Source organism: Streptomyces sp. NPDC007907, from assembly GCF_042959365.1.
Lineage (GTDB): Bacteria > Actinomycetota > Actinomycetes > Streptomycetales > Streptomycetaceae > Streptomyces > Streptomyces indiaensis.
Genome location: NZ_JBIBKR010000003.1, coordinates 692,563 through 713,759 on the forward strand (window position 1 = coordinate 692,563; position 21,197 = coordinate 713,759).

Annotated in this window: 17 protein-coding genes; 6 read left to right on the forward strand and 11 right to left on the reverse strand. The window is 72.5% G+C overall.

Translation table 11 applies throughout. The features are described 5' to 3' along the window. Positions 1 to 184 precede the first annotated feature (184 nt). On the forward strand, positions 185 to 1,606 hold the full coding sequence (locus ACFZDI_RS14605; protein WP_391250548.1) for a lipase maturation factor family protein: 1,422 nt from the start codon (positions 185 to 187) through the stop codon (positions 1,604 to 1,606). A gap of 21 nt (positions 1,607 to 1,627) precedes the next feature. On the opposite strand, the gene ACFZDI_RS14610 is transcribed toward ACFZDI_RS14605, so the two are convergent. After that, complete coding sequence (locus tag ACFZDI_RS14610) at positions 1,628 to 2,101, reverse strand: carboxymuconolactone decarboxylase family protein (protein ID WP_391250552.1); 474 nt, start codon at positions 2,099 to 2,101, stop codon at positions 1,628 to 1,630. A gap of 156 nt (positions 2,102 to 2,257) precedes the next feature. Between ACFZDI_RS14610 and ACFZDI_RS14615 the strand changes: the two genes are divergently transcribed. The 3 genes from ACFZDI_RS14615 to ACFZDI_RS14625 all read left to right on the forward strand — a co-directional run bounded on the left by ACFZDI_RS14615 (position 2,258) and on the right by ACFZDI_RS14625 (position 5,395). Further along, complete coding sequence (locus ACFZDI_RS14615) at positions 2,258 to 3,283, forward strand: prolyl oligopeptidase family serine peptidase (RefSeq protein WP_391250555.1); 1,026 nt, start codon at positions 2,258 to 2,260, stop codon at positions 3,281 to 3,283. A gap of 141 nt (positions 3,284 to 3,424) precedes the next feature. Then, entirely contained in the window at positions 3,425 to 4,768 is a 1,344-nt protein-coding gene (locus tag ACFZDI_RS14620; protein ID WP_391250558.1) for an amidase family protein, read from the forward strand. Positions 4,769 to 4,975: 207 nt separating this feature from the next. After that, complete coding sequence (locus tag ACFZDI_RS14625) at positions 4,976 to 5,395, forward strand: VOC family protein (protein ID WP_234848833.1); 420 nt, start codon at positions 4,976 to 4,978, stop codon at positions 5,393 to 5,395. A 240-nt stretch (positions 5,396 to 5,635) separates the two neighbouring features. Here ACFZDI_RS14625 and ACFZDI_RS14630 read toward each other — a convergent pair whose 3' ends face one another. The 8 genes from ACFZDI_RS14630 to ACFZDI_RS14665 all read right to left on the reverse strand — a co-directional run bounded on the left by ACFZDI_RS14630 (position 5,636) and on the right by ACFZDI_RS14665 (position 15,848). After that, positions 5,636 to 6,118, reverse strand: a complete 483-nt coding sequence (locus ACFZDI_RS14630; RefSeq protein ID WP_234848834.1) for a GNAT family N-acetyltransferase — start codon at positions 6,116 to 6,118, stop codon at positions 5,636 to 5,638. Between the two features lie 56 nt (positions 6,119 to 6,174). Next, positions 6,175 to 6,348, reverse strand: coding sequence for a hypothetical protein (locus ACFZDI_RS14635; RefSeq protein WP_234848835.1), 174 nt, complete (start codon positions 6,346 to 6,348; stop codon positions 6,175 to 6,177). Between the two features lie 465 nt (positions 6,349 to 6,813). Then, on the reverse strand, positions 6,814 to 8,316 hold the full coding sequence (locus tag ACFZDI_RS14640) for an SDR family NAD(P)-dependent oxidoreductase (protein ID WP_391250562.1): 1,503 nt from the start codon (positions 8,314 to 8,316) through the stop codon (positions 6,814 to 6,816). A gap of 105 nt (positions 8,317 to 8,421) precedes the next feature. Further along, positions 8,422 to 9,765: a wax ester/triacylglycerol synthase family O-acyltransferase gene (locus ACFZDI_RS14645; protein ID WP_391250565.1), complete on the reverse strand. Its 1,344-nt coding sequence runs from the start codon at positions 9,763 to 9,765 to the stop codon at positions 8,422 to 8,424. Positions 9,766 to 9,909: 144 nt separating this feature from the next. Beyond that, complete coding sequence (locus ACFZDI_RS14650; RefSeq protein ID WP_391250568.1) at positions 9,910 to 12,528, reverse strand: PA14 domain-containing protein; 2,619 nt, start codon at positions 12,526 to 12,528, stop codon at positions 9,910 to 9,912. 100 nt (positions 12,529 to 12,628) lie between these two features. Then, a complete protein-coding gene (gene glgC, locus ACFZDI_RS14655; RefSeq protein ID WP_234848839.1) occupies positions 12,629 to 13,849 on the reverse strand; it encodes a glucose-1-phosphate adenylyltransferase in 1,221 nt (406 codons plus the stop codon). A gap of 52 nt (positions 13,850 to 13,901) precedes the next feature. Continuing rightward, positions 13,902 to 15,053 (reverse strand): glycogen synthase, encoded by a 1,152-nt coding sequence (gene glgA / locus ACFZDI_RS14660; protein WP_391250571.1) that lies wholly within the window; start codon positions 15,051 to 15,053, stop codon positions 13,902 to 13,904. A 39-nt stretch (positions 15,054 to 15,092) separates the two neighbouring features. Then, positions 15,093 to 15,848: a (2Fe-2S)-binding protein gene (locus ACFZDI_RS14665; protein ID WP_391250574.1), complete on the reverse strand. Its 756-nt coding sequence runs from the start codon at positions 15,846 to 15,848 to the stop codon at positions 15,093 to 15,095. A gap of 210 nt (positions 15,849 to 16,058) precedes the next feature. Between ACFZDI_RS14665 and ACFZDI_RS14670 the strand changes: the two genes are divergently transcribed. Then, the gene (locus ACFZDI_RS14670; protein ID WP_391250578.1) at positions 16,059 to 17,342 is read left to right on the forward strand and encodes a DMT family transporter; all 1,284 of its coding nucleotides are present in this window, start codon (positions 16,059 to 16,061) and stop codon (positions 17,340 to 17,342) included. Here the strand turns inward: ACFZDI_RS14670 and ACFZDI_RS14675 are convergent. Next, positions 17,332 to 18,549, reverse strand: a complete 1,218-nt coding sequence (locus ACFZDI_RS14675; RefSeq protein ID WP_391250581.1) for a transglycosylase family protein — start codon at positions 18,547 to 18,549, stop codon at positions 17,332 to 17,334. The genes ACFZDI_RS14670 and ACFZDI_RS14675 overlap by 11 nt on opposite strands. 349 nt (positions 18,550 to 18,898) lie before the next feature. Here ACFZDI_RS14675 and gndA point away from each other — a divergent pair, with 349 nt between their 5' ends. After that, a complete protein-coding gene (gene gndA / locus ACFZDI_RS14680; RefSeq protein WP_391250584.1) occupies positions 18,899 to 20,338 on the forward strand; it encodes an NADP-dependent phosphogluconate dehydrogenase in 1,440 nt (479 codons plus the stop codon). Between the two features lie 486 nt (positions 20,339 to 20,824). Here gndA and ACFZDI_RS14685 read toward each other — a convergent pair whose 3' ends face one another. Continuing rightward, on the reverse strand, positions 20,825 to 21,169 hold the full coding sequence (locus tag ACFZDI_RS14685) for a GNAT family N-acetyltransferase (RefSeq protein WP_361123870.1): 345 nt from the start codon (positions 21,167 to 21,169) through the stop codon (positions 20,825 to 20,827). Between the last annotated feature and the right edge of the window lie 28 nt (positions 21,170 to 21,197).

Genomic DNA, 21,197 nt, shown 5'->3' on the forward strand with positions numbered 1-21,197 from the left:
GCGCTCGGTGGCCCGGTCGCCGGACACCGGCCCGGTTTCAACGGCCGGATCGGGGGTGTCCGGTACGAGGCCGGGCCCGGCGCTATGGTGTGCTTCGGTCGCTCACGGTCACGTAACCGGGGCGACGTGACACCGAGCGTGACGGCCGGGCCCCACGTCGTACGGGAAGGAGGGCCCCACGGCCGTGGAATGGTTCGCCGCATCCGACTACTGGGTGACCCGGCTGGTCTTCCAGCGGGCCCTGGCGGCCGTGTATCTGGTCGCCTTCCTGACGGCGGCGCTCCAGTTCCGCGCGCTGATCGGCCGGCGCGGCATGCTGCCGGTGCCGCGGTTCGTCGAGCGCGTGCCGTTCAAGCGGGCTCCGAGCCTGTTCCAGTGGCACTACTCGGACCGCTTCTTCGCGGTGTGCGCCTGGACCGGCTGCGCGGTGTCGGCGGCGCTGCTGGCCGGTCTGGACTCGCTGCTGCCGCTGTGGGCCGGCATGGCGCTGTGGCTGGTGCCGTGGGCGCTGTACCTGTCGATCGTCAACGTCGGGCAGACCTGGTACGCGTTCGGCTGGGAGTCGCTGCTGCTGGAGGTCGGGTTCCTCGCGGTGTTCCTCGGCAACGACGAGGTGGCGCCACCGGTCGTCGTGCTGTTCCTGCTGCGGTGGATCCTGTTCCGGGTGGAGTTCGGCGCGGGGCTGATCAAGATGCGCGGCGACGTCTGCTGGCGCAAGCTCACCTGCCTGGACCACCACCACGAGACCCAGCCGATGCCGGGCCCGCTCAGCTGGTTCTTCCACCGTCTGCCGAAGCCCCTGCACCGCGTGGAGGTGGCGGCGAACCACGTCACCCAGCTCGCGGTGCCCTTCCTGCTGTTCGTCCCGCAGCCGGTCGCGACGGCCGCCGCCTGCCTGATGATCGTCACCCAGCTGTGGCTGGTGCTCTCGGGCAACTTCGCCTGGCTGAACTGGATCACGATCGTGCTGGCGCTGTCGGCGGTGCGGTTCCCTGCCGATCCGCCGCAGGTGCCCGACGCCCCGTTGTGGTACGTCGTCGTGGTGCTCGCGGTGTCGGCGCTGCTGCTCGGCCTCGGCTACCGGCCGGTACGCAACATGCTCTCCCGCCGCCAGGTCATGAACCGCTCCTTCGACCCGCTCCATCTGGTCAACACCTACGGGGCGTTCGGCAGTGTGAGCCGGGTGCGGTACGAGGTAGTGGTGGAGGGCACCGCGGACGACGTGCCGCACGCGGAGTCGGGGTGGCGGGAGTACGAGTTCAAGGGCAAGCCGGGCGATCCGCGGCGCTGGCCGCGCCAGTTCGCGCCCTACCATCTGCGGCTCGACTGGCTCATGTGGTTCGCGGCCCTCTCCCCCGCCTACGCGGAGTCTTGGTTCGGGGTGCTGGTGGAACGGCTGCTGGAGAACGACCGGGAGACCCTCAAGCTGCTGCGGCGCTCCCCGTTCCCGCCGGACGAACCCCCGCGGTACGTGCGCGCCCGCCTGTTCCGCTACCGCTTCACGTCGTGGCGCGAGCTGCGGGAGACGGGCGCGTGGTGGGAGCGGACGTACGTGCGGGAGTACCTGCCGCCGACCCGGCTGACGGGGCCGGGGCCAAGGGCGTGACCCGGCCCCGGCGCTGGGCGGTTACCCGAACTGGCCGGGCCGGTAGTCGCCCGCCGGCTGCTCGAGCATGACGTTGAGCCGGTTCGCGGTGTTCATGAAGGCGATCAGGATCACCAGCGCCATGAGCTGTTCCTCGTCGTAGTGCTCGGCGGCTCGCCGCCACACCGCGTCCGGCACGCCACCGGCGCCGTCGGCGATCCGGGTGCCCTGCTCGGCCAGCTCCAGCGCGGCCCGCTCGGCCTCGGTGAAGACCGTGGCCTCCCGCCAGGCCGCGACGAGATGGAGACGTACGGAACTCTCCCCGGCGGCGGTGGCTTCCTTGGTGTGCATGTCGATGCAGACGGCGCATCCGTTGATCTGGCTCGTGCGGAGGGAGACCAGTTCCCGGGTGGTGGCCGGCAGCGGCGACTCCGCCACCAGCCGTCCCAGGGAGTGGAACTGCTTGACGACCTTGCTCGCGCTCGGGATGGCGAAGACGTCCAGTCGTGCGCTCATGGTGAGCTCCTCTGCCGTTGTCGGTGCCGTTCACCCCTATGAGGCGGCGGCCCCCTCCCGATGTGACACGGGCGTATGTGACCTGCGCCATAGGCACTGGGGCCCGGGGAGGGCCGGCCCTGTCCTGCGGCGCCGACGGGGGTCACACTGGGCGGTATGCGGCTTCGGGGCACGGCCCACGCGGCCGCCGGACTGCTGCTGGCCGTCGCGCTGGGCTGTACCGGCGGTGCGGGGGACGGTGTGTCCGAGGCCGCGCCGACACCGGCACGGGCCACCGGGGAGAGCCCGCGCAGCGCGCCCTCCCCCACCCCCGCCGACCCCGTCTCCCTCCAGGCCCTGATGCGGCGCGAGCACACCGGCTCCGGCCTGCGCCTCGGCGCGGTGCTCGATCGCACGGACGCCTACACCCGGTACGCCGTCACGTACGAGGCGAACGGCCTGACGATCTCGGGGATCATGAACATCCCCCGGGGCGAGGGCCCGTTCCCGGCGGTGGTGCTGGCGCACGGCTACATCGACCCCGACGTCTACGTCAGCGGCCAGGGCATGCCGCGCGAGCAGGACCGCCTGGCCCGCAGCGGATACGTCGTCCTGCACACCGACTACCGCAATCACGCCCGCTCCGGCAAGGACCCGGACAACGACGTCAACCTGCGGCTCGGCTACACCGAGGACGTCATCGGCGCCGCCCTGGCCCTGCGCGACTCCGGGCGACCGGAGATCGACGGCGACCGCATCGGGCTGTTCGGGCGCTCGATGGGCGGCGGGGTCGTGTACAACACCCTGGTCGTGGCGCCGGGCCTGTTCGACGCGGCGGTGGCGTACGCCCCGGTCAGCGCGCGGCCGGACGAGAACATCGACCACTTCCAGCGGCCCGACGGCGACCCCCTCGTCGCCGAGATCGAGGACAGGCACGGCACGCCCGCGGACGACCCGGCGTTCTGGCGGGGCGTCTCGCCCCTCACCCACGCCGCCCGCATGACCGAGCCGCTGCTGATCCAGCACGGCACCGCGGACGACACCTGCCCCCTGGCCTGGTCGCGCGAGGCCGCCGCCGCGTTCCGCAAGGCGGGCAAGGACGTCGAACTGCGCACGGTCTCCGGTGAGGGGCACACGTTCGGGCCGAAGTGGGCCGCCTCGATGGACGTCACCGAGGCCTTCCTCGCCCGCCACCTGCGCTGAGCCGGCCGCGGCAGGCCCCTCGCCGGCGGCACCGGCCGGCCCGGCGCGGTCGGCGGCCTCGACGCGCGGTCCCCGCCTGGTGCACAGTTTCTCCCTACGTACTCGTCAGTAAGTCCGCCCTCTCCCCTCCGAGGAGCCGCTGTGACCACCTGGGCCGGCCGTACCGCCGCCGAGATAGCCGCCGCCGTACGCGACAAGCGGGTCACGCCCCGCGAGGTGGTCGCCGAGCACCTCGCCCGGATCGAGCGGCTCGACGGCCGGGTCGGCGCGTTCCGCGCGGTGCGCGCCGAGGCGGCCCTGGCCGAGGCCGACGAGGTCGCGGCGCGCGGCGACTTCGCCGAACTGCCCCTGGCCGGGGTGCCCGTAGCCGTCAAGGACAACCTCGCCGTGCGCGGCGAGTCCCGGCGGATCGGCTCGGCCGCCACCCCGGACACGCCGGCCGCGCGCGATCATGTGACGGTCGCCCGGCTGCGGGCGGCGGGCGCGGTGGTCGTGGGGGTCACGAACGTCCCCGAGCTGTGCGTCTTCGGCACGACCGACGGCGTGCTGGGCATCGCCCGCAACCCCTGGGACCCCACACGTTCGGCAGGCGGTTCCTCGGGCGGCAGCGCGGCGGCCGTGGCCGCCGGGATGGTGCCGATCGCCCTCGGCAACGACGGGATGGGCTCCCTGCGCATTCCGGCCGCCAACTGCGGCCTCGTGACCATCAAACCGGGCCAGGGAGTGATCCCCACCGGCGAAGGGGACAGCACCTGGTTCGGCATGGCGGAGAACGGGCCGCTCGCCACGACCGTCGAGGACGCACGCCTGATGTTCTCGGTCCTGGCGGGCACCGAGCCCGGCCCCGCGCCCGAGCCCGGCGTCCTCAGGGTGGCCGTGTCGCTGCGCAGTCCGCTGGCCGGGGTCACCGTCAGCCGTCCGTTCGCGGCGGCCGCCCGGGACGCGGCGGGGCTGCTGATGAGGGCGGGCCATCAGGTCCGGCGTGCCGACCCGCCCTACCCGATGTCCCTCGCCACGACCTCGCTGACGCACTGGACGGCGGGCACCGCCGCGGACGCCCTGCCGCTCGACCCCCGGCTGCTGACGCGCCGCACCCGCGTCCACGCCCGGCTCGGCCGGCCCTTCCTGCGCACGGTGAGCTCGGGGTCGAGCCGTGAGCGGCTGCGCCGCCGGCTGGAGCCGTTCTTCGCCGAGCACGACGTGCTGCTGACGCCCGCGCTCGCCCGCCGTTCTCCGAAGGCCGGGCCATGGCACGAGCGGGGCTGGCTGAGGAACGTGCTGGCGAACACCACCTACTCGCCCCTGACGCCGCCGTGGAACCTGACCGGCTGGCCCGCCATGTCCGTCCCCTGCGGCACCCTCCCCTCAGGCGCCCCGTGCGCCGTGCAGCTGGTGGGCCGCCCCGGCACTGAGTCCCGACTCCTGGCTCTGGCCGGGCAGTTGGAGGAGCGAAACCCGTGGCAGCGCACGGCGCCGATGGACTAGGGTCGGCCGGGTGACTGCCGGGTCGGCCGTAGGCCATGCACGAGTGAGGCGCCCGGCCTCGGAGTGAGCGCGGCGGGGATCACCCCGCCCGGGCCCGCCCGAGAGCCGGAGAGGGCACGCGCCCCGCCTCCCGTCTTCGTGTCCTCCTCCCCGCGCCCCTCATCGGCGCTTCCGCACGGATCCCGACACCCGGAGACGAACGCACGCATGTCTTACACCCCTCAGGCCCCCGCACTCCCGACCACGGTCGCCCGCCTCGACCACACCGCCGTCTACGCTTCCGACCGCCGCCTGTCCGCGGAGTTCCTCGCGGCGGTCCTGGGTCTGGAGGTCGGCGCCCCCTTCGGCCCGTTCCTGCCCGTCGACCTGGGCAACGGCGTGACCCTGGACTACTACGAGAAGACCGACGAGCCGATCCAGTCGCAGCACTACGCGTTCCTCGTGCCCGAGGATCGGTTCGACGGCATGATCGACCGCCTGGAGGCGCTCGGTGTCACCTACTACGCAGACCCGAACCACACCCGCGCGGGCCGGGTCAACGACCTCTTCGGCGGCCGCGGCGCCTACTTCGAGGACCCGGACGGCCACAACATGGAGATCATGACCCGGCCGTACGCCCGGCCCTGACGGACTCCGCCGGGACGTCGCGGGAGACCACCCAGTGGTGCTCGCCCAGGCGCCTGGCTCTCCTTCGCGGAGTGGTTCCGGTCCGGGGACCGGTCACGGCTGGGGCCCTCGGAGTGGAAGTCCATGCACCAGCAGCCGCCCCGGACGCCTTTGTGCCGCTCGGCCAGACCGGCGAAGTCCGGCCAGGCGGAGGCGTCCAGGGGCTCCGTCCGAAGGCCGGTCATGGGTTCCTCCGTCGCTCTACAACGCCCGGTACATGATGTGCAGCCCCACCAGGCCGTGCCGCGGATGGTCGAAGGCCTCCGGGACCGTGCCGAGGATCGTGAAGCCGAGGGAAGTCCACAGTGCCACCGCGGGGTTGGTCTCGACGACGGCGTTGAAGACCATGCCCCGGAAGCCGGCGGTCCGGGCTTCGGTCAGGAGGTGTTCGGCCAGGGCCCGGCCGTAGCCCCGGCCGCCTTTGCCGGGGTCGACCATGAAACCGGCGTTGGCGATACCGGCGGCGGGGCCGCCGTAATTGGGGGTGAGGTAGGCGGAGGCGACGACGGCGCCGGTGTCGTCCTCGACGACGTAGACGCGTTTCGCCGGGTTCATCCACAGGACCCGGGCCTCCTCCTCGGAGGTGCCCGGGTCCCATGCGTAGGTCTCGCCCGCGGCGACGATGCGGTGCCAGAAGGGCCAGATGCGAGGCCAGTCGTCAGCCGTCGCTTCCCTGATCAGCATGGCCGTGAGTCTGGCACGGCCCTGCGCTCGGAGGTCGCGGAGGGGTGCGCCCGATGTCAGTCGACGCTGGGCAGGATGTGGGGCTCTGCGAGGTCGTCCTCGTAGCCCGCGAGGCGGATCGGGGCCGAACGGGCCCACACGTCGAGGCTGCCGAGCTCGTCGGCCCGTCGGCCGGCGCGCTCGCTACGTTCCTTGGGGCGCTGATCGCGATTCGTCTTCTCCGGTGTCACCGCGCACTCCTTATGTGTCGGTCACCCTCGGGACGTACGCGCCGGTCCTGCTGCGCCTGACGCCCACTCGGGCCTCTATGTCAAATGCAGTTCGGACGCGGTGGCGCCGGTCGACTCACGGGAGAGCAGGCCGTGGTGAACCGGCTGGTCCCATGACGGACCGTGGGTGTGGGTAGGACCCCGTGCTGCTGTCCGTCCGCATCAGACTAACCAAATGAGCAGGGCCCCGCTCGATGGGGCTGAAAACAACCGGTAACGATCGCGCGTCATCCGGTGTTCAACTCCGGTCTACGTCCTGATTTGTAGAGGTGCGGGCGATGTGCGAATCACTCGAACGGCGTACGTCGGCCACCGCGCTCTCCGGACGGTTGCGCAGTTCAAGCCCGGTTGGCCGGGTCACGACCCGCCTGCCGGGAGCCCCAAGTCGGGCTCCTGGCAGGCGGCATGCTCCCCAGGGGGCCGTGCCTACCACTTGCCGGGCGCGTAGTCCTTCAGGAAGATCCCGTACAGGTCCTCTCCCGCCTCGCCCCGCACGATCGGGTCGTAGACCCGGGCCGCGCCGTCGACCAGGTCGAGCGGCGCGTGGAACCCCGCCTCGGCGAGCCGCAGCTTGTCGTAGTGCGGCCGCTCGTCCGTGATCCAGCCCGTGTCGACCGAGGTCATGAGGATGCCGTCGGTCTGGAACATCTCCTGCGCGCTGGTCCGCGTCACCATGTTCATCGCGGCCTTGGCGGCGTTGGTGTTCGGATGCCCGGCGCCCTTGTACCCGCGCCCGAAGACACCCTCCATGGCGGACACGTTGACCACGTACGCGCGTCCGCTCTCCGCCTTCTTCGCGGCCTCGGCCATGGCCGGCCGCAACGCGCTGATCAGGATGAAGGGCGCCGTGTAGTTGCACAGCTGCGTCTCCAGCAGCTCCACGGGCGAGATCTGCTCGATGGTCTGCACCCAGGTGTTGGAGTCCACCACGTCGGGCAGGAGGCCGCCCGCGTCGATCGCCGTGCCGTCCAGGTGCCGTTCCACGCTGGCGTTGCCCGCGACCAGGGCGAGGTCGGCGACCTTCTGCGCATCCAGCCCGCTGGTGCCGAGCGGCAGCGCGGCGATGCCGTCGACCGCGCCGGAGTTGAAGGCGCCGATGACGTGGTGGGCGGGCAGCTCGCCGGCGGGCAGCGGGGCGTTCTCGCCCTCGACGAGGGCGGCGTACGCGGAGGGCAGGCGGCGCACGGTCTGCGTCGCGTTGTTGACGAGGATGTCGAGCGGGCCGGACTCGGCGACCTGTTCCGCGAGGGCCACGGCCTGTGCGGGGTCGCGCAGATCGATGCCGACGACCTCCAGGCGGTGCATCCAGTCCGCGGAGTCGTCCATGGCCTTGAAACGGCGGATGGCGTCCTTGGGGAAGCGCGTGGTGATGGTGGTGTGCGCGCCGTCGCGCAGCAGCCGGAGCGCGATGTACATGCCGATCTTGGCGCGGCCGCCGGTGAGCAGGGCGCGCTTGCCGGTGAGGTCGGCGCGGGCGTCGCGCTTGTCGCGGTTCAGCCGGGCGCAGTCCGGACAGAGCTGGTGGTAGAAGTAGTCGACTTCCACGTACCGGGTCTTGCAGGTGTAGCAGGAGCGCGGGCGCTGGAGTATCCCCGCGATCCTGCCCTCCTCGGTGGCCGACGTCGGCAGCAGGCCCTCGGTCTCGTCGTCGATGCGCTGGGCGGAGCCGGTCGCCGTGGCCTCCGTGACCGCCTTGTCGTGGGCGGTCTTGGCGGCCCGCCGCTCCTGGCGGCGGCGCTGCTTGACCGTGCGGTAGATACCGGCCGTGGCCCGGCGCACCGCGATGGCGTCCGGGTGGTCGACCTCCAGTTTGTCGAGTTCCTCGAGCACACTGAGGCAGACGGCCAGGCGCTCCGGGTCGATGCCGGGTCCGTACGAGAGCCCGTCGGCCTCGTCCATGGCCTGCGGACCGTCCTGTGTCACCGTCATCGCCGCTGTCGTTCCCTGCTCTGCCCTCGCGGCGCGCCGGTCGCGCCCGCTTTCGAAGGGCGGATTTTACTTCAGGGCCGGGCCGCACCGCCAAACCCGCCCCGATCACGACCGGCAGGCCTTGATCAGCGTCGCCACCTCCTGCGACACGGCCGTGGCGAACAGATCGAGGTCGGGGACCGCCTCGCCGTCGGCGACCAGGCCGTAGTGGACGCTGCCCCGGTACGTGGAGACAGCGACCGCCAGGGAGTGGCCAGGGGCCAGCGGGGCGAAGGGGAAGACGGCGGTGAGGGGGTGGCCGCCGAGCTTCAGGCCCAGGCTGGGCAGGGGCACGCTGGTGACCAGCAGGTCGAACCAGAGGCGGGCCGCCTGGCCGACCAGGGGGCCGCCGAGCCGGTGGGCGAGGGCGGGGACGTGGTCGGCGAGCAGGGCGACGGCGCCCGCGCCCCGGTTGGGGCCGGCGTCCTTGTTGCGGTCCATGGCGTCCCGGACCGAGGCCAGGCGGGCCAGCGGGTCCGGGTCGTCCACCGGAAGCCGTATCAAGTACCCGGAGAGCCGGTTGCCCTGCGGGTACGCGGTGCGCGGGCGGCGCTTGGAGACGGGGATCAGCGCACGGGGCGCGACGCCCTCGCTGCCGTCCCCGCGCGCGTCGAGCCAGCGGCGCAGGGCGCCGGCGACGACCGCGATGAGGACGTCGTTGACGGTGCCGCCGACGGTCTTGCGCACGCGGTGGACGTCGTCGAGGTCGAGCACCACGCCGGCGGTGCGGCGGGTGCCGCTCGGCTCGCAGGTCAGGGCGGGGGTGGAGCGCACGTCGAGGGAGGAGCGGGCGACGGCGGCGCCGATGTCCAGGGCGCGGCTCATGTCGGACAGGGCCCCGCGCATCATCCCGGGCAGATCGCGCACGTCCGGCACGAGGCCACGCGGGGCCGCGGTGGGGCGCGGCCGGGGCGGGGGCATGTCCATCGGGTCCATGACGCCGGCCGCGAGGGTCAGCGCCCGCAGCCCGTCGGCCAGGGCGTGGTGGAACTTGAACAGCACGGCGAAGCAGACGCCGTCCTCGCCGGGCAGCACATGGGCCTCCCACGGCGGCCGGTCGCGCTCCAGGGGGCGTCCCATGAGCCGGCCCGCCACCGCGTGGAAGTCGGCGGTCGGGGCGTGCAGCCGTACGTGGTTCAGGGGGTCGAAGTCCGGGTCCGCCTCGCGGGCCGCGCCGCCGAAGGCGAGCGGGCGGCGCAGCGCGGCGGGCAGCGGCTGCCACACGTCGCGGATGCGCATCCGCAGCCCGGGGACCCCGGCGGCCCGGGCCGCGAGCAGGTCCGCCGCGTGGGCGCCCGCGGCGGGCGAATGGGCCGAGAAGATCCCGAGCGCGCCGAGGTGCATCGGGTGCTCGGCGGACTCGAGGTTCCAGAACGCCAGGTCCAGAGGGGCGAGCAGATCAGCAGTCAAGGGCTTGCCTCGCGTCGACGACGGGTGGGCCAGCAGTCAACCGCCCCCAGCCGATTACGGTCAAGTACGATCAGGCTACGTACAGTTAACAGCAGATTAAGTCCCACCCCGGGATATGGGGCGGGACTTATGGTGCATGTGCCGTCAGTCCAGCACAGGTTGCGCCGCCGGGCACCTCGTGGGAGTCACCCGGGAGGCGTCACGGATCAACGCCTCGTGCGCCGCCCTCAGCTTTCCCGTGTCGGGCTTCAGCACCGCGCGGTCGTAGGTGAGGAAGCCGTTGAGCTCACCCTCGACGTCCGTGATCTGGGTGTAGACGGCCCCGTTGCTCCCCTTGCAGACCAGCGCGCGGACCTCGTCCAGCTTCGTCAGATAGTCCTCGGTGTAGGTGGCGGGGTCGACGTCGACGTAGGACTGCTGCACCGACCAGGCGTGGCCGGGCACCGCGAGGCCGAGGCCGCCGTACTCGCCGCTGACCAGGGCGCGCTCGCCGTCCGGCCGGGGCGGCAGGGCGGGGCTGGGGTAGCCGTGCTCGTCCATAAGGTCGCCGGTGCCGCCGTCGGCACCGAGGTTCAGCCCGGACTGGTTGTTGACCAGCCGGGTCGGGTCCCAGGCCTTGGCCTGGTCGGCGACCCGGCCCACGTCGTATTGACCCCAGCCCTCGTTGAAGGTCACCCACATGACGACGGACGGGCTGCTGACGTGCTCGTCGATCATCTCCTTCATCTCGCGCTCGTAGCGGGCCCGGGAGGCGGCGCTCGGATTCACCCCGGCCGTCATCGCGGGCATGTCCTGCCACACCAGCAGCCCGAGCCGGTCGGCCCAGTAGAACCAGCGGTCCGGCTCGACCTTGATGTGCTTGCGGACGGAGTTGAAGCCGAGCCGCTTGTGCGCCTTCAGGTCGTACGCGAGGGCCTCGTCGGTGGGTGCGGTGTGCAGGCCGTCCGGCCAGAAGCCCTGGTCGAGGGTGGCCATCATGAAGACCGGCTCGCCGTTCAGGACCGTGCGCGGGACGCCGTTCACCTTCTCGACGGCGATCGAGCGCATCCCGAAGTAGCTGCCGGCCCGGTCGGCGCCGGCCTTCACCTCCAGGCGGTAGAGGAAGGGGTCGTCGGGTGACCACAGGTGCGGGTCGTGGACGGCCAGGGTCAGCGGCCGGCCGGTGCGGCCGCTCGCCGTGGCCACCTTGCGCCGCCCGTCGTACGCCGTCGCCGTGATCGGTACGCCGTCCCGGACGCCCCGGGCCTCCACGGTCAGCTTCTCGCCGGCCACGTCCGGAGTGAGCTTCAGGGAGTCCACGTGGTCGCGGGCCACCGGCTCCATCCAGACCGTCTGCCAGATGCCGGAGGACGGGGTGTACCAGATGCCGCTCGGGTCCAGGCGCTGCTTGCCGAGCGGCGGGTTCTCGCCGGACGCCGCGTCGGTCGGGTCGTACACGCCGACGATCAGTTCCTGGGTGCGGCCGGGCTTCAGCGCGTCGGTGACGTCGGCGCTGAACTTGTCGTAGCCGCCCTCGTGCACGGCGACCTTCGTGCCGTTGACGTAGACCTCGGCGCGCCAGTCGACGGCGCCGAAGTTGAGCTTGAGCCGCTTGCCGGAGCCGATGTCCCAGCCGGCCGGGACCGTGAAGGTGCGGCGGTACCACATGCGGTCCTCGTGCCGCTCGATGCCGGAGAGCTGCGACTCCACCGGGTACGGGACGAGGATGCGCTCCTTCAGCATCTTCCCGACGGGCGGCTGCTCCCCCGGCTCGGCGGCGGCGAACTGCCAGCGGCCGTTGAGACCTTGCCAGGCGTCCCGGGTCAGCTGGGGACGCGGGTACTCGGGGTGGGCGTTGCCCGGGCCAACGTCGTCGGCCCAGCGGGTGCGCAGCTGGTGGGTCGAGCGGTTGGGGCCGCTGGTCCAGAAGGCCTTGACAACGTTGCCTTCGGTGTCGGAGAGGCCACCCTCGCCGTCGTAGCGGAGGTCCGCCGTGCCGCGGGCCGTGCCGGTCTTGTTTCCGACGACCGGTTCGTCCAGCGCGACGAGGAGGGACGTGGGGTCGGACGGGTCGAGCCGGGCCGAGCCCATGGGCCACACGGCGCCGCCGATCACGGCGTCGAGGTGATCGGTGAGGTCCGCCGGGGGCGCGGCGAGGGGCTGGGCGAAGTCGAGCTTCAGGCTGCGGCCGCTTGCCTGGACGGTGGCCGCCAGGGCTCCGTCGTAGTCGAAATCGTCCGGGAGGCGGAACGCCGACTGCGGGACGGGCTCCTTGGCGGCGCCCGGCCGGGTCCAGCGCAGGTGGAGGCTGGAGCCGCCGTAGTGCTCGAAGTACTCGACCTTGATGTCGTGGGCCCGGCCGGCGGTCAGGTCGACGGGCTCGGACGTCTGCTCGCGGTCCCAGTCGTCGACCCAGTGGTCGATGGCGAGCCGTCCGTCGATCCAGAGGCGGAAGCCGTTGTCGCCGGTGATCGAGAAGGTGTGGGGGCCGGTCTCCGCCGGGACGATCCTGCCGGTCCAGCGGACGCTGACGTCGTCAAAGCGTCCGGTGGTGAAGTTCAGGCGCGGCTCCAGGTTGTCGAAGTCGAGGTCCTGGTCGAAGGCGGTCGCCTTGAGGGTGTGGAAGTCGAAGGCGCCGGGGGCGGACTGGGTGTAGTACTCGCCCTTGAGGCCGTGGATCTCGGAGGGGTCGTCCGCCGGGGCGGGTGCCGCGGCCAGGCCGGTGAGGGCGAGGAGCGCACAGAGCAGTAACGCGAGGCGGTTTCTGGGGCGTCGGGGACGCACGGAACCTCCATGCCAACGTTGTCATGTACAGGAGGTTGCATGCCACCACGGATTCCGCTCTTCGTCCAGAGGCAGGACAAAGTCCCGGGGCCGCCCCGCCTCAGGTGACCAACTGCCCCTTTCCGAGGGCGATGACCCCGCCCTTCGACACGGTGTACAGCTCCGCGTCCCGCTCCGGGTTGACGCCGATCGTCGCGCCGGGCGGCACCGCGACGTTCTTGTCGAGGACGGCGCCGCGCACCACCGCTCCCCGGCCGATGTGCACGTTGTCGTGCAGCACCGAGCCCTGCACCACGGCCCCCGGGTCGACCACCACGCCCGGCGACAGCACGGACCGCGTGACCTGTCCGCGCACCAGGCAGCCGGCGCTGATGATCGACTCGCTGGCGATGCCACCGGCGTTGAAGCGGGCCGGCGAGAGCTGGTACGAGTGCGTGTAGATCGGCCAGCTGCGGTTGTACAGGTTGAAGGCGGGGCGCTCGGCGATCAGGTCCATGTGGGCCTCGTAGTAGGCGTCCAGCGTGCCGACGTCGCGCCAGTAGCCCTGGTCGCGGGTGGTCTCGCCCGGGACGTGGTTGGCGCTGAAGTCGTACAGCGCCGCCTCGCCCCGGTCCGTGAGCTGGGGCAGGATCGAGCCGCCCATGTCGTGCACGGACGACTCGTCCTCCGCGTCCCGCTTGAGCGCCTCGATGAGGGCCTTGGTGGTGAAGATGTAGTTGCCCATCGAGGCGAACACGCAGTCGGGGTCGTCCGCCAGACCGGGCGGCTCCGTCGGCTTCTCCAGGAAGCGCTCCACCGTCTGCCCGTCGGAGCCCGGCGTGATCACCCCGAAGGACGAGGACTCGGTGCGCGGCACCCGGATCCCGGCGACCGTGACACCCGCGCCGCTCTCGATGTGCTGGGTGAGCATCTGGCGCGGGTCCATGCGGTAGACGTGGTCGGCGCCGAAGACGGCGACGTACTCGGGCTGCTCGTCGTAGACGAGGTTCAGCGACTGCAGGATCGCGTCCGCGCTGCCCAGGTACCAGCGCGGGCCGAGGCGCTGCTGGGCCGGGACGGGCGTGACGTAGTTGCCCAGCAGGTTGGACATCCGCCAGGTGGTCGTGACGTGCCGGTCCAGCGAGTGCGACTTGTACTGCGTCAGGACGCAGATGCGCAGGATGTCGCCGTTGACGAGGTTGGACAGGACGAAGTCGACCAGACGGTACGTGCCGCCGAAGGTCACCGCCGGTTTGGCGCGGTCCGCGGTCAGGGGCATCAGCCGCTTGCCCTCGCCGCCCGCCAGCACGATCCCCAGGACCGAAGGACCACCACCACGCATGGCCGCTCCCCTCACGCCGAATTTCCCGATGCCTGCCCCTGAGCAGTACCCACTAAGCCTGTTTGACGATCTCCTCGTAGAGCCGGACCGTGCGCCGGGCCACCGCGTCCCAGCCGAATTCACCGACCGCGCGCTCCCGCCCGGCCTCGCCCATCCGCCGCGCGGCGCCCGGATCGCCCAGGACGGTGTCCATGGCCCGGGCCAGACCCGCCTCGAATCCGTCGCCGGCCGGGACGAGCAGCCCGGTCGTGCCGTCGTCCACGACCTCGGGGATGCCGCCGACCGCCGAGGCCACCACCGGCGTGCCGCAGGCCATCGCCTCCAGGTTCACGATGCCGAGCGGCTCGTACACCGACGGGCAGACGAACAGGGCGGCGTGCGTGAGGAGCTGGATCACCTCCGGGCGCGGCAGCATCTTCGGGATCCAGAACACACCGTCGCGGACCGCGCTCAGCTCCCCGAACAGCTCGCGGAACTCCTGGTCGATCTCCGGTGTGTCCGGGGCCCCTGCGCACAGCACGACCTGTGCGGCCGGGTCGATGTCCCGCACCGCGCGCAGCAGGTGCGGCACGCCCTTCTGGCGGGTGATCCGGCCGACGAACAGCACGTACGGGCGGGTGCGGTCGAGGCCGATCCGGTCCAGGGCGTCCGTGCCGTGGTCGGGCCGGTACAGGCTCGTGTCGATGCCGTTGTGCACCACGTGGACCCGCTCGGGGTCCAGCGCCGGGTAGCAGCCGAGGATGTCCTCGCGCATGGCGGCGGACACGGCGATCACCCCGTCGGCGGCCTCGATCGCGGTGCGTTCGGCCCAGCTGGACAGGTCGTAGCCGCCGCCGAGCTGCTCGGCCTTCCACGGGCGCAGCGGCTCCAGGGAGTGCGCGGTCATCACGTGCGGGATGCCGTACAGGAGCTTGGCGAGGTGGCCGCCGAGGTTGGCGTACCAGGTGTGGGAGTGGACCAGTTCGCGGCCTTCGAGGGCGGCGGCCATGGCGAGGTCGACGGAGAACGTGCGCAGCGCGTCGTTGGCCCCGTCGAGCGCGGACCAGGTCCGGTGCCGCCGTACGCCGTCGGCGCGGCCCTCGCCCCAGCAGTGCACGTCCAGGTCGACGAGCGCTCTGAGCTCGCGGGCGAGGAACTCCACATGGACGCCTGCACCGCCGTACACGTCCGGCGGGTACTCCCGGGTCAGCAGTCCGACGCGCACCCGCAACTCCCTGCTCTCAGCGGCCGTTCCCTTTCATGGTCACCCAGATGGCGCGCGCGGGGAAGAGCGGGGAGGCCGTGTGAAGCAACAGTCGCCGCAGACGCCCCCGCCGGGCACCCGGTAGTACAGGCAGCAGCTGCGGCGCCGGAAGGCGGTGCCGGTGAGGGTCCCGGTGCCGTCGAGCAGCGGGTGCGCGAGGAGTTCGGCGGCCAGGGAACGGGCCCGGGCGGCGGCGTCCGTACGGCCGTGCCGCCGGGCCCAGCGGTCCAGTTCCCCGGCAGCGCCGGCCAGCGCGGAGGCGGCGTTGCCGCGCAGCAGGCCCGGGGCGAGGCCGTGGCGGGCGCGCAGGGCCGTCGCCAGGGGGACGAGGTGGCCGCGCAGGACGACGCCCGCGACCGTCGGCGCGTCGCCGGGAAGGGGCCTCACGGCCGTGAGCCACAGGTCGTCGGGGGCGCTGCCGTCGGCGTCCCAGTGCAGCAACCGGGCGTCCAGGTCCGGGACGTGGCCGTACAGCGCGGCGCAGCCGAGGGCGATCGACCACAGCCGGGCCGCGAGGCCCTGGTGAGTGAGGGACGCGGCGACCCGCGCCTCCGGGACCCGCAGGGCGGTCGCCACTTTCCGAACACGAAAAATCAGCGGATTTCCTGACACGTCCGGTGACGCGGCGGCGTACGCCTGTGCGAGAGTGGGAAGAGACCCGCCCGGTGCTCCTCCCGTGCGCAGCACGAAGAAGCCGGCGAGCGGGCGGAGCGCCGCGAGTTCGGGGTCGAGGTCCACGAAGAGCAGTAGTACCAAGGCCCCTAAGGGACGTGACCCGGTGGCCCCCGCCCGGACTCCCCCACCCTGGGGATGACGGGGGTCCCTTCGTACTCCATCGGCAGTAGGACCCAATGAGTGCTCAGGGACGACGACGGGAACACCCGGACAGGGCAGGGTGTTGGTCATGAAAGCCGACCTTTCGCCGCGCCGGGCCGAGCGCCCCCGCCTCCCGCAGAGGAGCAGCCGATGAGCGCCCTCGCGTTGTCCGTTCTGCTGTCCGTCGTCTCCGCGTTCGCCTACGCGGGCGGGGCGATCGTGCAGGAGCGGGTCGCGGAGACCTCGCCGGGTGAGCAGTACGCGCCGCTGCGCCGGCCGGGCTGGTGGGCGGCGGTCGCGCTGAACGGCCTCGGTGGACTGCTGCACGTGGTGGCGCTGGCCTACGGTCCGCTGAGCCTGGTGCAGCCGCTCGGTGCGCTGACCATCGTGCTGGCGCTGCCCATGGCGGCACTGTTCGTCGGCCGCAGGGCCGGTGCCACGGCCTGGCGGGGCGCGATCATGGCGACCGTCGGACTCGCCGGTCTGCTGTCCCTGGTCGCCGCGTCCGACGCGCGGTCCCTGGACACGACCCAGCGGGTGGCCGTCGCCGTCGCCACGGCGGGTGTCGTCGTGGCGCTGATGACCGCCGCGCGGGCGGCGCACCGTCATCCGGCGGTCCGCAGCCTGCTGCTGGCGACGGCCTCCGGTATCGCGTTCGGCATGTCCTCGGTGTTCACCAAGACCGTCGCGGTCGACTGGACCGGCGGTGTGTCGGCGGCGGACGTGCCCTCCCTCGCCGTGATCGGCGTCCTCGCCACGGCCGGCATGCTGCTGTCGCAGGCTTCCTACCGGGGTGCGGGCCTCGCGGCGCCGCTGGCCACGCTGACGGTCGTGAACCCGGTGGTGGCGGCCGCGATCGGCATCACGATGTTCGGTGAAACCTTCCGCTACGGCACGACGGGGACGGCGCTCGCCCTGAGCTGCGGTGTGGTGGCGGCGGGTGGCCTGATCCTGCTGACCACGGAGCGCCTCACGCACGAGCAGCCGGCGGCCGTGCCGGGTTCCGCGAAGGAGTCGGACGAGACGGACGTGCGCGATCTGCCCGAGTCGGTGGGCGGGGCGGCGGAGAGCGCTGCGGCCCTGCCCGGGCCGCTGGACGGGCTCCCGCAGCGTCCGGGACGTGTGCCCGGGCCGGCCGGGGCGGTGCGTGCCGGTGGTCGGCCGCTCGCGGAGGACGTGCCGGTACCCGGGACGGCGGCGGCGCTGCTCGCCCCCGTGCCGAGGTCGCCCGCCGCCGTGCGCGTACCGGCACCGGCCGCCGTGCTGGTGCCGGGTGCCGCCGGGGCGACGGGTACGGATGCCGACTACGGGAGCGGGGAGCCGGCGGCGCCGGCCGCCGCCGACGAACGCCCGCTCCCCTACGTGCCCTTCTACGACATCCCGTTCGTCCCGCTCCCCACGGTCGACCGGCATCGCATACGCGTCAGATCGTGACGCCGCCGGCCCGCAGGTACGCCACCGGGTCGACGTCCGAGCCGAAACCGGGCCCCGTCCGCACCTCGAAGTGCAGATGCGGGCCCGAGCTGTTGCCGGTGGAACCGGAACGGCCGATGCGCTGGCCGGCGCTCACCGACTGCCCGTCGCGCACCGAGATCGCGGACAGGTGGGCGTACTGGCTGTAGCGGCCGTCGGCGTGCCGGACGACGACCTGGTAGCCGAACGAGCCGCCCCAGCCGGCGCTGACCACGCTGCCCGCCGCGACCGACTTGACCGACGTGCCCGTGGGCACGGGGAAGTCGATGCCGGTGTGGTAGCCCTTCGACCAGGAGGAGCCCGCCTTGCGGTAGGGCGTCCCGAGGGAGGCGCTCACGGGGGCGACCAGACCGTGCCGGGTGGCCGTCGACCGGCCGGCCCGCTCGTCGCTCTTGTCCCGGGTCCGCTCCTTCGACCGCTCCGTGACCCGGTCCTGGGCCGGCTTCTTCGTGGTGGGCTTCGCCGACGGCTTGTGCGCCGGGCGGGTCCGGGTGGCGCCCTCGCCGCGCAGCGCGAGGCGCTGGCCGGGCACGATCAGATCGGGGTCGGACCCGATGGCCGACCGGTTGGCGGCGTACAGGCCCCGCCAGCCGCCCCGGACGTCCTGGTCGTCCGCGATGCCGGAGAGGGTGTCGCCGCGGACCACGGTGTACATCTCGGCGTTGCCCGCCCGGGACTGCGGCGTGGACTGCGGCCGTACCTCCTCGATGGAGGTCTTCTTCTTCGTGTCCCGCTTCGCTTCCCTCTGCTTCGTGCGCTCGGTGGCCCGCCGGATGTCGGGTTCACCGCCGCCCCGGGTCAGTCCGGCCCGTACGGAACATATGGGCCAGGCGCCCGGGCCCTGCCCGTCGAGCACCTTCTCGGCGACGGCGATCTGCTGGTCCTTGCTCGCCAGGTCGGCGCGCGCCGCGTAGGCGCGTCCGCCGTAGGCCTCCCACGTGGACTGGGTGAACTGCAGTCCGCCGTAGAAGCCGTTGCCGCTGTTGATGCTCCAGTTGTTGGTCGACTCGCAGGCGGCGACCTTGTTCCAGGTGTCCATGTCCGCCGCCTGGGCGGCGCCGGTGCCCATGAACGGCAGTGCCATGCCCGCCCCGCCCGCCGTGACGGTGAGTGAGGCGCGGTTGATCCTGTTCGGCTGATACCGGCGGTGCCGGCCGCGTACGGCCATCGAAAGCCCCCCTAGACATGCGTCAGGAGGGGCAAAAGTAAGCGCTGCGAACCGGCCAGAACAAGACGGCTTTTCGCCGCCCGGGAGCCCAAATGGCCGGTATGAGGCCCCTGTTGCGCGACGTGCGCCCCGGCGGTGCACCGTGTACGGCACCCGGTGCGCGGGTGCGGCGTGCGCGGGGACGCATGCCTCGGCTGAGTGCGTCGGGGCTCTCGTCCGTATCAGCCTGCGCGACGTCGTGCGACCCGCGCGTGCGGACGAAGTAGCGGCACGTCAGGATGGTCGACGGGGGCATGCTGGTGGGGCCCCACCAGCAGCACCGATACCGAGGTCTTTAGGAGCGAACCGAATGAGCAGTACAGCGCAGATCGGCGTCACGGGTCTCGCGGTCATGGGCCGCAACCTCGCCCGCAACTTCGCCCGCAACGGCTACACGGTCGCGGTGCACAACCGGACGCCTGCGCGCATGCACGCCCTGGTGGACGAGTTCGGCGACGAGGGGGAGTTCGTCGCGTGCGAGAGCGCGAAGGACTTCGTCGCGGCGCTGGAGCGGCCGCGGCGTCTGGTCGTGATGGTCAAGGCCGGTGAGCCGACGGACGCGGTGATCCAGGAGTTCGCGCCGCTGCTGGAGCCCGGCGACATGATCATCGACGGTGGCAACGCGCACTTCGCGGACACCCGGCGCCGGGAGCGGGACCTGCGCGAGCAGGGCATCCACTTCGTCGGCATGGGCGTCTCCGGCGGCGAGGAGGGCGCGCTGAACGGGCCGAGCATCATGCCGGGCGGCCCGAAGGAGTCCTACGACTCGCTGGGCCCGATGCTGGAGAAGATCTCGGCCAAGGCGGCCGACGGCTCACCGTGCGTCTCCCATGTCGGTCCGGACGGCGCCGGGCACTTCGTGAAGATGGTGCACAACGGCATCGAGTACGCCGACATGCAGCTCATCGGTGAGGCCTACCAGCTCCTGCGGGACGTCGCCGGGTACTCCCCCGCCGAGATCGCGGAAATCTTCCGGACCTGGAACCGGGGCCGTCTCGACTCCTACCTGATCGAGATCACGGCCGAGGTGCTGTCGCACGTGGACGCGGAGACGGGCAAGCCGTTCGTGGACGTCGTGGTCGACCAGGCGGAGCAGAAGGGCACCGGCCGCTGGACCGTGCAGATCGCGCTGGACCTGGGCGTGCCGGTGTCCGGTATCGCCGAGGCGGTGTTCGCGCGCTCCCTGTCGGGCCACGCGGCGCTGCGGGAGGCCTCGCGCGAGCTGGCCGGCCCGAAGGCGAAGCCGCTGAGCGAGGCGGAGGCCCGGGCGTTCGCGGACCGGGTCGAGCAGGCCCTGTACGCGTCGAAGATCGTGTCGTACACGCAGGGCTTCCACGAGATCGACGCGGCGCGCGACGAGTACGGCTGGGACATCGACCTCGGTGCGGTGTCGGCGCTGTGGCGGGGCGGCTGCATCATCCGTGCGGCGTTCCTGGACCGGATCCGGGCCGCGTACGACGCCCGGCCGGACCTGCCGAGCCTGCTGTCGGACGCGACGTTCGCGCAGGAGATCGCGGACGCGCAGGACGACTGGCGTGAGGTGCTGGTCTCCGCGACCCGCCAGGGTGTGCCGACGCCCGGCTTCGCCGCGGCTCTCGCCTACTACGACGCCCTGCGCGCGGAGCGGCTGCCGGCGGCCCTGACGCAGGGGCAGCGGGACTACTTCGGTGCGCACACGTACCGGAGGGTTGACCGTGACGGCTCGTTCCACACCCTGTGGGGCGGGGACCGGTCGGAGACCTCCGCGTAGGCGGCGCCGCCGACGCAGCGGCGCGGGGCGGTGGACGGCAGGAAAGGCCGTCCACCGCCCCGCACGCGTACCCGGGTTCAGGACAGGGGCGGCCCGGGCTCCGGGTTCGGCACCGGTTCCGGTCCCGGGGGGATCGGAGACGGGTCGGGGCCCGGCACGGGGCCGGGGCCCGGGGGCGCCGGAGGGGTGGGCGCAGGCGGCGGCGGGGTCGGCTCCGGGCCGGGCGGGGGCTGCGGGTTCGGCACGGGGTCGGGGTGCGGATCCGGGTGCTGCGGATCCGGGCCCGGCGTGGGCGCGGGCGGCACGGGGTCGGGGATCGGGTTCGTCATCAGGTCCTCCAGCCAGTAGGACGACTCCGGCTCTGGACTTCTCCCCGCCTACCCGGCCGCCGCCTCGACAGTCACTCCCGCGCAGGACGGTGACGGGACCAGGTGGAGGTAAGGGCGTTGGGGTGGCGACGGTGGCCCGGGTCAGCAGCAACCGGGGTCAGAAGCGGCCGGGGTGGGCCCTCAGCCAGTCCTTTGCCGCCGCCAGCAGGTCCTGATCGGCCGGGGAGGCCTCGTCGGGGTGGCGTTCGATCCACTTGGTGACGTACGGGCAGAGCGAGGCGACCGCGCTGTGCTCACGCCCGGCGAGGGCGAACAGCTCGCGCGCGAGCGAACCGGCGATGCCCTTGCCCTCGTGGGCCGGCTCGACGACCGTGTGGACGGGCACCAGCGCACGCCGGGGGCTTTCGAGCACGAAGTACTCGATGCGGCCGACGACTTCGCCGCCGGACACGGCCTCCAGCCGGCCTGCCGCCCGGTCGTCGCGGATCTCCGGGTCGCTCATGGACACGCTCCTCCTGTGCTGCGGGTGC